General features: G+C 45.1%; 11 protein-coding genes. 8 read left to right on the forward strand and 3 right to left on the reverse strand.

Annotated features, from left to right (window positions below):
* The first annotated feature begins 4 nt into the window (after positions 1–4).
* The 7 genes from K8U60_RS15580 (at position 5) to ccpA (ending at position 8,234) form a co-directional block, all read left to right on the forward strand.
* Positions 5–2,599: a DNA translocase FtsK gene (locus K8U60_RS15580; protein ID WP_223642167.1), complete on the forward strand. Its 2,595-nt coding sequence runs from the start codon at positions 5–7 to the stop codon at positions 2,597–2,599.
* Between the two features lie 178 nt (positions 2,600–2,777).
* Positions 2,778–4,091, forward strand: a complete 1,314-nt coding sequence (murC, locus tag K8U60_RS15585) for a UDP-N-acetylmuramate--L-alanine ligase (RefSeq protein WP_223642169.1) — start codon at positions 2,778–2,780, stop codon at positions 4,089–4,091.
* Positions 4,092–4,225: 134 nt separating this feature from the next.
* Positions 4,226–4,717, forward strand: a complete 492-nt coding sequence (locus tag K8U60_RS15590) for a DUF948 domain-containing protein (protein WP_223642171.1) — start codon at positions 4,226–4,228, stop codon at positions 4,715–4,717.
* Between the two features lie 37 nt (positions 4,718–4,754).
* Positions 4,755–5,534 carry a YtxH domain-containing protein gene (locus K8U60_RS15595; protein WP_223642173.1) on the forward strand — a complete coding sequence of 260 codons (780 nt, stop codon included), beginning with the start codon at positions 4,755–4,757 and terminating at the stop codon, positions 5,532–5,534.
* Positions 5,535–5,550: 16 nt separating this feature from the next.
* Positions 5,551–5,880: a bacillithiol system redox-active protein YtxJ gene (ytxJ, locus tag K8U60_RS15600; protein WP_223642175.1), complete on the forward strand. Its 330-nt coding sequence runs from the start codon at positions 5,551–5,553 to the stop codon at positions 5,878–5,880.
* Positions 5,881–6,049: 169 nt separating this feature from the next.
* Entirely contained in the window at positions 6,050–7,135 is a 1,086-nt protein-coding gene (locus K8U60_RS15605) for a bifunctional 3-deoxy-7-phosphoheptulonate synthase/chorismate mutase (protein ID WP_223642177.1), read from the forward strand.
* A gap of 100 nt (positions 7,136–7,235) precedes the next feature.
* Positions 7,236–8,234, forward strand: a complete 999-nt coding sequence (gene ccpA, locus K8U60_RS15610) for a catabolite control protein A (RefSeq protein ID WP_223642179.1) — start codon at positions 7,236–7,238, stop codon at positions 8,232–8,234.
* Positions 8,235–8,423: 189 nt separating this feature from the next.
* Here the strand turns inward: ccpA and K8U60_RS15615 are convergent, their stop codons facing one another.
* From K8U60_RS15615 to K8U60_RS15625, 3 genes are read right to left on the reverse strand one after another with little or no spacing between them, the layout of a single operon-like run.
* Positions 8,424–9,575, reverse strand: a complete 1,152-nt coding sequence (locus K8U60_RS15615) for an acetoin utilization protein AcuC (RefSeq protein WP_223642336.1) — start codon at positions 9,573–9,575, stop codon at positions 8,424–8,426.
* Entirely contained in the window at positions 9,572–10,216 is a 645-nt protein-coding gene (locus K8U60_RS15620; protein ID WP_223642181.1) for an acetoin utilization AcuB family protein, read from the reverse strand. Before K8U60_RS15620 ends, K8U60_RS15615 begins: the two co-directional genes overlap by 4 nt.
* A gap of 23 nt (positions 10,217–10,239) precedes the next feature.
* Complete coding sequence (locus K8U60_RS15625) at positions 10,240–10,872, reverse strand: GNAT family N-acetyltransferase (protein ID WP_223642191.1); 633 nt, start codon at positions 10,870–10,872, stop codon at positions 10,240–10,242.
* Between the two features lie 169 nt (positions 10,873–11,041).
* On the opposite strand from K8U60_RS15625, the gene acsA reads away from it, so the two are divergent.
* Positions 11,042–12,760 (forward strand): acetate--CoA ligase, encoded by a 1,719-nt coding sequence (gene acsA / locus K8U60_RS15630; RefSeq protein WP_223642193.1) that lies wholly within the window; start codon positions 11,042–11,044, stop codon positions 12,758–12,760.
* Positions 12,761–12,777: the final 17 nt, after the last annotated feature.

The raw sequence follows: 12,777 nt of genomic DNA on the forward strand, positions 1-12,777 counted from the left end.
CATTATGAGCTGGTTTAAAAATGTATGGAACCGCATGTTTACTGATGACACTGATGAAATCGAAGAAGAGGCAGTTTATGAAGCACCCCCGGCTGAAAAGAAGGAAAAAGCGCCTTTTCGTTTCCCCTTGATTCCGGATGAAGAAAAAGACGATTTTATCCATGACGTAAAACGGGCAGAAAACCGTCCGAAAATGCCTATTTTTGATGAGCAGGAAAGAGAGATTCTTCGAAAAGAATCTATGCCGGCTGCAGAGAAGCCAATTATGGGGCCTAAAGAAGCGCCAGTCCGCCCAACGGCAGCGAAGCGAAAAGCTAAAACACCCGAACTTCCTGCTGCTGCGCGCCGTTTCGAACCAAGCCGCTCCGTTTCATCGGTCTATGGCTATAATACGGCACGTCCTGCGCCTACCCAAAAAATGACGGAAGAAAGAGAAAGCAAGTATAACCGCGAATTGCATGATGAAGCGATTCAGGAAAGAGCAAGAGCCGGCTGGCATAAGCCAAGACCGGTAGTGGAACATGAAATTGCACCGATCTTCGAGGAAGAACGGACACAGCAGACGGTTCGTGAAACGATAGAAGAAACACCGAAAGCTGAAAGGGAAGCACCAACGGATCTACGTGCATCCAAAGCTTCTGAAGACACGGAAGTTGTAACATCGGAATTTGTCGAAGAGCAGGCTGTACCCGATACTGGCCATGTACATAGGGAGCCATCGATTGACACAACAGAAGTCAAAGAATCGGCTCCTATTGGTGAAACAGTGCTGGAACTGGAGTCAGGAGCAATCCCAGAACCTGAAGTATATCAAGAGCCGGAACCGGAACTGGAACCGGAAATTCACCAAGAACCAGAATCATATCAAGATCCACAACCTGAACCGGAGAATGAGTTAGTGACAGAATCGAACCCGGAATTAGATTCGGCTACAGAAGCAGAGGCGGCTCCGGAATTAAAGCAAGATACAGAAACAAAACCATCAGCGGCGCCAAAGCGTGAAAAAACCGTGCCATTCAATGTGCTGATGCTCAAATCTGATAAAGAACTATTGAAAAATAAGGCGCAATCGCGTCCTATCGTCACACCAAAACTTAAAAATTCAGTTGTGCAAGCGGAAAAAAAAACGGCAGATTCAGTTGAAGAGCCGAAGCAAGCACTGAATTCAGTATCTGAAGCTGAATCGAAAGCCTATGAATTTCCGTTGCCGGAATATTTAATGCCTCCTGAAAATGACCGGAAAGACGAAGAGTGGATGGAGGAGCAGGGTGAGCGCCTGATTGAAGCTTTATCTTATTTCCAGATCAAAGCTGAAATTTTGAGCACTGTCCAAGGACCTGCCGTCACACAATTCGAGCTGAAGGTCGCTCAAGGGATTAAAGTCAGCAAAATCCGCAACTTAGCGGATGATTTGAAATTGGCATTGGCTGCCAGGGATATCCGGATTCAGGCACCGATTCCCGGCAAGAGCTCCATCGGCATCGAAATACCGAACCGGACAAGCCGTGCAGTACGCATTTCGGAGATTATCGGCAGCCCGGTTTTCGAAGAGTCGGATTCTCCGCTGGAAGCGGCACTAGGATTGGATTTGACAGGCAAGCCGGTCACATTGGATTTGCGAAAAATGCCGCACGGCCTGATTGCTGGGGCTACAGGCTCCGGTAAATCCGTCTGCATTAATTCACTGTTGGTCAGCTTGCTCTATAAATCCTCGCCAAGAGATCTGAAGCTGCTGTTGATCGATCCGAAGATGGTCGAGCTGGCACCTTATAATCATATCCCGCATCTTGTCAGCCCAGTCATTACAGATGTCAAAGCGGCAACCGCTTCGCTCAAATGGGCAGTGGAAGAAATGGAGCGCCGCTACCAATTGTTTGCCCACAGTGGCGTCCGCGATATCAGCCGTTACAATAAGCTGGTGAAAGAAAAAGGGGATCATGCGCAGCATCTGCCCTATATCCTGATAGTGATCGACGAGTTGGCAGACTTGATGATGATGTCTCCATCAGACGTCGAGGATTCAATTTGCCGGATTGCGCAGAAAGCGCGTGCCTGCGGAATCCATTTGGTGATTGCGACGCAAAGGCCGTCTGTTGACGTTATTACCGGGTTGATCAAATCCAATATCCCGACACGCATTGCTTTCTCAGTTTCTTCACAGGTGGACAGCCGCACGATCCTCGATTCCCAGGGAGCGGAGCGTCTTCTCGGAAGAGGGGACATGCTGTATCTTGGAAATGGCATGTCGGCACCCAGCCGTCTGCAAGGAACGTTCGTCACCGACGACGAGATTGAAAAAGTCATCGAGCATGTGAGGTTGCAGGGGAAACCCGAATACTTCTTTAAAGAAGAGGAATTAATCAAGCGAAGCGAGTCCCCGGCTGAGCAGGATGATCTCTTTGAAGAGGCCTGCCGTTTTATCATGGCACAGGGGAGTGCTTCGACGTCCCTTCTGCAGCGGAAATTCCATATCGGTTATAATCGTGCAGCCCGATTGATGGATCTGATCGAACAGCATGGCTTTATATCCGAGCAGAATGGCAGCAAAGCCCGTTCGGTTTTGATTACTGAAAATGATATTGAAGAAGTATTCCATTAAACCGTATATCTGCTTTCCGCAAATACTTTGCCAACTAAAGAAATAGAAAGAATACTGGCTCATTTCAGCGAATGATAAATTTGTGATATAATTTTGTATTGTGTTTATCCACATCAGCTATAGAATTCGCTATGCGATTTATGTAGACTAATTTTCAACTCCCACAGGAGGTTCATTTATGACAGTTTTACATTTTACCGGAATCAAAGGTTCCGGTATGAGTCCACTTGCACAAATCATGCATGATATGGGCGAACAAGTACAAGGTTCTGATATCGAGCAGCACTTCTTTACTGAAGACCGTCTTCGTGAAAGAGGCATAACCATTCTGCCGTTCGACGCAAATAATATTGAAAAAGACATGACAATCATTGCAGGCAATGCTTTTGGTGATGATCATGCTGAATTGGTCAAAGCACGTGAATTGGGTGCGACGATTATCCGGTACCATCAGTTCCTTGGTGACCTGATGAAGCAATATGTATCAGTCGCCATCACAGGTGCACACGGCAAAACTTCGACAACCGGTTTGATGGCCCACGTATTGGGCGGATATAAACCTGTCTCTTATTTAATTGGAGACGGAACAGGCGTAGGCCAGGCAGACTCCCATTTCTTTGTGGCAGAAGCCTGTGAATACCGCCGCCATTTCCTGGCCTATCACCCTGATTACGCTATCATGACGAATATCGACTATGACCATCCTGATTATTTTACGGGTGTTGATGATGTTTTCAAAGCGTTCGAGGAAATGGCCCAACAAGTAAAGAAATGCATCATTGCCTGCGGAGATGATGAATTTCTTCAACAGATCCAGGCACCCGTTCCGGTCGTCTACTACGGATTTGGGGAAGAAAATGATTTCCAGGCGAGAAACATCGTGAAAACTGTGGAAGGGACTACTTTCGATGTAGTGATTCGTAACGAATTTTTCCATACTTTCACGATTCCGATGTTTGGCGACCATGCCATTCTGAATGCATTGGCGGTCATTTCTCTGTGCCATTATGAAAGCATACCAGCTGATATCATCCAGCAGCAGTTTGAGGATTTTGAAGGCGTCAAGCGACGTTTTACACAAACCGCAATCGGTGATCGGATTTTGATTGACGACTATGCGCATCATCCAACGGAAATTCGTGCGACTTTGCAATCTGCGCGCCAGAAGTACCCGGAGCGGGAGCTCATCGCGATTTTCCAGCCGCATACATTTACGCGGACCCAGACATTCCTGCAGGAGTTTGCCGACTGTCTGCTTGAAGCGGATCATGTGTATCTATGTGATATTTTCGGTTCTGCACGCGAAAAAGCAGGTACATTGAAAATCCAGGATCTAGCGGAAAAAATCGAAAATAGCCAGTTGCTTCAATTGGATGAGGTAGGTTCCTTAGCAGCGCACGGCAATGCCGTTTATCTGTTCATGGGAGCAGGAGACGTCACCAAATTCCAGGAAGCTTTCGAAACGACATTAAATACAGGAGAAACGGTTTAACTTTCGGGTTAAACTGTTTTTTTTATGCAGGTATGCAATAGTTTTTGTCGAATAATAATAGAGACCGTGTTTAATCCAAACTCATCAAGGGTAGAAAAAGGATATAACATAATTCGCTTAAAGGAGGAAACAGGATGGATTGGCAAATCTTGCTTTACATTGCCGCGATCGTAGCCGCTATTGGATTCTTAATTCTATGCGTAGCGTTGGCAATGACATTAAATTCGCTGAAAAACACATTAAAAGAAGTTTCAGGCACCGTAGCTGGTCTTGAAAATCAATTGCAGGGGGTAACGTTGGAGACGACGAATCTATTGCATAAGACAAATGAACTAGCTGAAGACATTCAAGTAAAATCAGAAAAATTGAATGGTGTAGTTGACGCGGTAAAAGGCGTCGGCAACTCTGTTACTGATTTGAACTCTACTGTCCGCCATATCACTTCACGTGTAGGTGTGCAGGTTGAACAGAATGAAGACAAGATTGCTCAAGTTGTTCAATGGGGTAATGTGGTCATGGGCATCCGTGATAAATGGAATGAGCGCAAGATCTATGAAGCTCGCGCAAATTCAACTTATACACCAGTACCCGGACAAAAAAAGTTGCCTCATAACGAACAATACTAAAAATTGTTTTACCACTAACTAATTGGAGGGAATATCAATGAGCAGAAACAAAGACTTTAACAATCAATCCAACTTCAACGATTCACAGTACAATAAGGACTACTATACACAGGGTGGACAGTACAGCCAGAACAGCGGCCAAAAATACCAGCAAAGTGATTATGTACCTCAATCTTATGGAGCTTCCAACCGTTATGACGACCTGTACGATTACGAAGAATCAGGTGGGGGCTCAAGTTTCCTAGTTGGTATTTTAGTCGGTGGAATCGTCGGGGCTGCTGCAGCATTATTCCTGGCGCCTAAATCCGGGAAAGAATTCCAAGCTGACCTTAAAACTCAGGCGACCACTTTAAAAGAAAAAGCATCGCAGCAGTCAGATTCAAGCGATGATGGTTCAGGCGGCTTTGCCCAACAATTGAAAGACCAGTCGACCAAAGTGGTCGATAAAGTGAAAAATATAAAAGGCGGAAGTTCGCCTATGGACGATGGAACGGCTTCGTCAGAAGGTGAAGAATCCATCGACATCCATTCAACTGTGCAAAATACAGCAAATAAATCAGACAGCAACGGTTCTGATGCTTTCACTTCCACTGCCAATGCATTAAAAGAAGCAGTTGAAGAGGTGAAAGAAGAAAAGAAATCGGGTTCAAGTTCGTCAGTAGCCGGCAATACAGGCAGCAGTACCAACAGCAACACAGCAAACACGAGCAAAGGTCCAAATACGACCAGCAGCAACAACAACAGCAATAAATCGTCGAATCCAAGCAATAAATCAACAAACAATTCATCAAGCAACAACCAAAACAAAAAGAATTAATCTGGGAGCGGTTTAGATGAAAAATTTAGTGCATGTAGACAATCTGGACAGTCTGAAACAGGCAGTGGGGCATAATCAGCATTACTGGCTATTTAAACACAGCAGTACATGTCCGGTATCCGCTAAGGCGTGGAATGAGTATAACGAGTATTGCTCACTGCACCCAAACCAAATCTTCCTTTATCTAGTCGTACAGGAAGATCGGGAATTCTCTCAAGCGATTGAAGAGATTACGGGAGTTAAGCACGAATCGCCCCAATTGTTCCATTTCACTAGTCAAAAAGTGGATTGGCACGCTTCCCACAATGATATCAAAAGAGAATCCATGCAGGAATTTATAGCTTAAAAAAGAGCCGAAGCCTTGATGCTTCGGCTTTTTCATGCCAAAAATACTTTAGCGCGTTGAATCGCTAAAATAAATTCCGTGACTTTACCGAATAGTTTGCTTATAATAGTCCTATCATGTTAATATGAGTCACCTGATAAAGGTTATTCGCGAAAGGGGAAGTTATAGAATGAGTAATTTAGAGTTAGAGCAACTAAGAGAAAAAGTGGACGCAGTCAACCTGCAGATTCTGTCTCTTATCAATGAGAGAGCTTCCGTAATTCAAGACATCGGTAAATTGAAAGAGAAGCAAGGAGTTGACCGTTACGATCCATTGCGGGAACGCCATATGCTGAACTTGCTGAAAGATAATAATAACGGTCCGTTAGAACAGAAGACCGTTGATCATATTTTCAAGGAAATCTTCAAATCAGCCTTGAATATGCAAGAAGAAGATACACGCAAAGCATTGTTGGTTTCGCGTAAAAAGAAAGCAGAAGACACGGTTATTACGATCAACGGCGAACAAGTGGGCGCTGGAGAACCTTCTTTCATCTTTGGCCCATGTGCAGTAGAATCGCAGGAACAAGTATCGAAAGTTGCTGAAGCCATCGGAGCAAAAGGCTTGAAGATGATTCGTGGTGGAGCTTACAAGCCGCGTACATCGCCTTACGATTTCCAGGGACTTGGCTTAGAAGGATTGAAGATGCTGAAAAAAGCGGCTGATCAATACAATTTAGCTGTTGTTTCAGAAATCGTAACTCCAGGACATTTGGAAGCTGCACTTGATTACGTGGATGTTGTCCAAGTTGGCGCACGCAACATGCAGAACTTCGAACTATTGAAAGCGGTCGGCTCGATCAATAAGCCGGTTCTCTTGAAACGCGGAATGTCAGCGACTATTGAAGAATTCATCAACGCAGCTGAATACATCATCGCTTCAGGAAACGAAAACATCATCTTATGTGAACGCGGTATCCGCACATACGAAAAAGCGACACGCAACACACTCGATATCTCAGCAGTGCCAATCCTGAAACAGGAAACGCACCTGCCAGTATTTGTTGACGTGACTCACTCGACAGGTCGCCGTGACTTATTGCTTCCAGCCGCTAAAGCTGCAATCGCAATCGGAGCGGACGGCGTGATGGCTGAAGTTCACCCAGATCCAGCAGTAGCATTATCAGATGCTCAACAGCAAATGGATTTAGGCCAGTTTGACGAATACTACGATGCTTTGATGAAGTTCATGAAACAATATGAAATGAAAGTGTGAAGCTGAAAAGCCGGTTAACTCCGGCTTTTCTTTTTTTTAGTTGATATTATTGAAGATTTTGTCGTATGATTAGAGAAAGACTGGAAAAGGAGGGCGCACAATGACCGTTACGATATACGATGTGGCAAGAGAAGCGAACGTTTCCATGGCTACTGTGTCACGTGTAGTAAATGCCAATCAAAACGTTAAACCTGCCACAAGAAAGAAAGTACTGAAAGTGATAGAAGAATTGGGCTATCGTCCAAATGCTGTCGCTCGTGGACTTGCAAGTAAGAAGACAACGACGGTCGGCGTCATCATACCCGATATTTCCAATAGCCTATATGCTGAACTAGCCCGTGGAATTGAAGATATCGCTACAATGTACCGCTACAATATTATCTTGTCCAACTCAGACCAGAACGAAAATAAGGAACTTCAGTTGTTGGAGACTATGCTTGGAAAACAGGTGGATGGAATAGTCTTTATGAGTGATGTAATTTCAACAGAACTTCTTTACGAAATGAAACGTTCTCCGACGCCAATCGTCTTGGCTGGTTCAATCGATGAATCTGCGGCGATTGCCTCAGTGAACATCGATTATTACGGAGCTGCCTTTGAAGCAGTTAAGAAATTTACAGACAATGGCCATAAGAAAATCGCCTTTATCTCAGGCCCGATGACTTCGATGATCAATAAAGAGTACAAGTTGAAAGCCTATATAGAAGCCTTGGCAGAAGCAGGCATCGACTATGATGAGAATCTGGTCATTGAATGCAATAATTCGTATGATGAGGGGATTGAAGCCGTCCAAACATTGGCTCCTTTCGAACCGACTGCTTATTTTGTCAGCAACGACGAAATGTCTATTGGGGTCATTCATGGATTGGAAGAGCAAGGGAAGAAAATTCCAGCGGATGCAGAAATCATCAGCTATGAGAATTCCAAGCTGGCCCGTATGGCTCGTCCGATGCTGACATCAGTAGCTTTCCCGCTTTATGATATTGGGGCTGTTTCTATGCGTTTACTGACCAAATATATGAACAATGAAGAAATCGAAGAAAAACAAGTAATTCTTCCATACCGGATCGAAGAAAGACAATCGACCAAAAACGATTAACAGCCGATTCCATTGTAAGAAAAAATGGGATCAGAACCAGGAAAACCTGTCCGGATAGAGCCTATCCAGGCAGGTTTTCTTTTTCATTCAGCTGACTTATGTAGGTGGTGGTTAAAGTTCAATCGCCTGAAATTAAAAGAGCCAGCGGGATTAATCCCGCTGGCTCTTTTACTTTGTCGATAACCCTGGTTAGTTATTGCGGATCATATAAAGAGCCTTGTTCAGCATTTGAAGGTTCTTATCCGTAATTTCCGCTTTGCGCGGAATGGCTTTGTACATATTGGGCGGATCTTCCCAGGTATCGATCAACTTGACTGGAGATTCCGGTTGCCATTTCTCCATCCACGATTCGGGTAATTTGCCTGAAGGGAGGGGAAGATTGTTCATCTCCATCCAGATTAATGACCAGGCACGGGGAACAACGCGCCAAATATCGTAACCGCCGCCTCCGACAGCTATCCAGCGGCCCTCACAATACTCGTGAGCGAGTTCATGGGCGATCTTGGGTATTTCCTTGTAAATATTCATTGTACCGTATAAATGGGTCAGAGGGTCCAAATAATGGGCGTCTGCTCCGTTCTGAGTCAAAATGACATCTGGCTTAAAGAATTCAATGATTTCCTTCATGGAAGTACGATAGATTTCAAGAAAAGACTCATCTTCCGTAAAGGCATCTATCGGAAAATTAAAAGAAGTGCCATATCCTTGGCCACTGCCACGCTCATTGATGTTGCCGGTTCCGGGGAACAAATAGCGGCCCGTTTCATGGATGGAGACAGTGCAGACATCGGGATCATCATAAAAGCTCCATTGAACGCCGTCTCCATGATGGGCATCTGTATCAATATACAAGACACGGGCATTGTATTTGCTTTTCAGGTAATTGATGGCCACCGAGCTGTCATTGTAGATGCAAAATCCGGAAGCTTTTCCTCGGAAGCCATGATGGAGGCCACCGCCTAAATTCAAAGCATGTTGTGCCTTGCCTTCCATGACATAATCGACGGCAGTCAATGTCCCGCCGACTAAGCGGGCACTGGCTTCGTGCATGTTTTCAAAAATGGGTGTATCATCCGTACCGATTCCGTAGCTTTCACCGGCTTCCGGAGTTACTTGACCAATACTTGCTTTTTTAACGATATCGATATACCGCTCGTCGTGTGCCAATAATAATTCTTCATCAGTCGCAATACGCGCAGGAACGATTAAATCATCTGGAAGCGCATTCATTTTTTTTAATAAATCAATCGTTAAAACCAGTCTTTTCTGGTTGAATGGATGTGTTTCAGAAAATTTATACCCCAATTGATCTTCTGAAAAGATGAATACTGCATGTTTCATTCGTTCACTTGAGGCATGCTTGGCCATAAGACATCGAATCCTTCTTTTTTCAGATCGCTGATAATGGCGAGTGGATTCATCGTTTGAACTCGGAAAACAAGGATCTTATTGTTTTTGTTTTCTCTGTCGGGGTAAACGAGGACACTCAGCACATTAACATTCTGTTCATGAAATACTTTCGAAACTTCATAAAGGATACCGGACCGGTTCTTCACCCGAACTTCAATTTGGGATCCGGGTTGGTGTGCGCCCGTCAATTCAATGAAGGTATACAAAAGATCCGTCTCTGTCAGGAAACCGACAAGCACCTGGTTGCTGACGACCGGAATACAGCCGATTTTGTGCTCGTAAAATATCATCGCCACTTCTTCCACGAAGTCGAGGGGATGGGCTGTCACCGGATTGGGTGTCATGATTTCTTCGACTTTCTTTTTGTAAGGTTCACCTTTTGGAGACACCGTAAATCTTGAAGGGACAGCGTCTTTGAGGTCGCGGTCGGTCACAATGCCGACCACTTTGCCATCCTTCAAAACTGGAGCATGACGGATCCGCTTGTCTTTGAATAAGTCCATGATGTCCTGTACAGTCTGATCGGAACGTAATGTATAGACATCGGTTTTCATAATTTCTTCCACTAACATATGAACACCCCTTTTGAGTTAAATCAATACATATAGCGATTCATGAACCGCAGCTGATCAAATTTTTGGATCGATTCATTATCGACCCGGCTGCCGATTTTGGCCATTAGGCAATTGGCAGGATGGGAACTGATTTCGGGATCATCGGTGGCGTAATATTCCAAGCCGCCAGCCTGCATCATTTTCTCCATGATCTTTCGGTATTCCCAAACATTCAACCCGGTCCCTTTTAAATCCCAATGCCAATAGTACTCGGTCGTAATGACGATGAAGTCTTCAAAAGCGTCATCTTCCATCGAAATTTTCAATAATGATTTCCCAACCCCGCTGCCCCTATATTTCGGGATGACTTCAATCGCCCCTAGCTCGATCAGGTTGTCCATTTTGCCTTCTGACCAGCGTTCTAAAGGATCAGGATATAAGAAGGTGACATAACCGACAATCATCTTCTCTTCTCGTGCGATGAGAATCCGCCCTTCCGGCAAATCAGCAATTTCCACAATAGCTTGATGCTGTTGAGCCGGTGGCCTGAAAGCGACCAGGTCTTCATGAAAATCAAGTTTGCTCAATTCTTTTCCGGGAAGAGGCCCTTCAATGATCAGAAGACCATGTTTGGTTTCCAGTTCCATGGAATTATACGTTTTTTTATGTTCCATCATTTCACCGCCTGTAGGATGCAATTAGCTACATTATACATGAACAAAAGTGGATTTGGAAAAAGTCTGGCGAAATAAACTATAATTTTCTAAAAAGTTAAAATAATTCGCATTCAATTGTGACAATGTTGTAGAATATAAGGTAATCGATAATGAAAGGGTGATCAGGATGAAAGTGGAAGCGTTACCAGCAAGAGCAGGGGTGCATCAATTACATAATTATGAAGAGATAGCTGCAAACTTCGATTGGGCTGAAGTCGAGAAAGAATTCAGTTGGTATGAAAGTGGAAAAGTGAATATGGCTCATGAAGCGATTGACCGCCATGCCGATTCCGATCGAAAAAATAAAGTAGCGCTGTATTACAAAGATCAGAACAGAAATGAGTCGTATACATTCTATGAGATGAAACGTATGACAAACCGTGCAGCCAATTTGTTGAAGGAGAATTCGACATTGCAAAAAGGAGACCGGATCTTTATTTTTATGCCGCGTTCTCCGGAATTGTATTTCCTTATGTTCGGGGCATTGAAAATGGGCCTTATTGTAGGGCCGTTGTTTGAGGCATTCATGGAAGGCGCCATCTATGACCGATTGGATGACAGTGAAGCTAAGTCGATCATCACGACGCCAGATCTGCTGGAGCGGGTGCCTTATGACCGGTTGCCGAATCTTGAAACCATTTTCCTTGTTGGAGATGATATCACGGAACAGGAAGGGCAGATCGATGTGTTGAAGCATCTGCGTTCCCGTTCAGATAAATTCGAACTTGAATGGTTGGATAAAGAGGATGGCTTGGTCCTTCACTATACTTCGGGTTCTACCGGTAAACCAAAAGGTGTGCTGCATGCACAGTATGCCATGGTGCAGCAATACCAGACCGGGAAATGGGTATTGGACTTCAACGAAACCGATATTTACTGGTGTACGGCGGATCCGGGCTGGGTGACAGGGACAGCGTACGGCGTGTTCTCTCCATGGCTGAACGGGGTAACGACTGTTATTCTGGGAGGCCGCTTCTCCCCGGACGGCTGGTATCAAGCCATCGAGGATTATGGCGTCACTGTCTGGTACAGTGCACCGACGGCGTTCCGTATGCTCATGGGCGCGGGGGACGCGTTAGTGGAAGAATATGATTTATCGACACTTCGCCATGTGTTGTCAGTAGGTGAACCATTGAATCCTGAAGTGGTCAGATGGGGAGCACAGGTATTCGATCGACGCATCCATGATACTTGGTGGATGACGGAAACGGGTGCACAGACAATCTGTAATTATCCAGCGATGGACATAAAGCCTGGATCTATGGGTAAACCGGTACCGGGCATCAAAGTCGCAATCGTGGATGACCAGGGCAATGAATTGCCGCCTAACCAAATGGGCAATTTGGCGATTGAAAAAGGCTGGCCAGCGATGATGCGCCAGATTTGGAACAATCCTGCCAAATACGATTCCTATTTCCTGAAGGATAAATGGTATGTGTCAGGAGATTCAGCTTATATGGACGAAGAAGGTTATTTCTGGTTCCAGGGACGTGTGGATGACGTCATCATGACGTCAGGTGAGCGTGTCGGACCGTTCGAAGTGGAAAGCAAGTTGCTGGAACATCCGGCGATTGCAGAAGCTGGGGTTATCGGCAAGCCGGATCCGGTCCGTGGAGAAATCATCAAAGCCTTTGTCGCTTTGGTTGACGGCTACGAACCCTCTGACGAATTGACAGAGGATATCCGCCAATTCGTCAAAAAAGGCTTGGCTGCGCATGCAGCACCACGTGAAATCGAATTTAAGGATAAACTACCGAAAACACGCAGCGGTAAGATTATGCGCCGGGTGCTGAAGGCTTGGGAGTTGGACTTGCCGACAGGTGACTTGTCTACAATGGAAGATTGAAAGCAAAAAGAGCAGCA

The organism is Planococcus circulans, from assembly GCF_020023385.1.
GTDB lineage: Bacteria > Bacillota > Bacilli > Bacillales_A > Planococcaceae > Planococcus.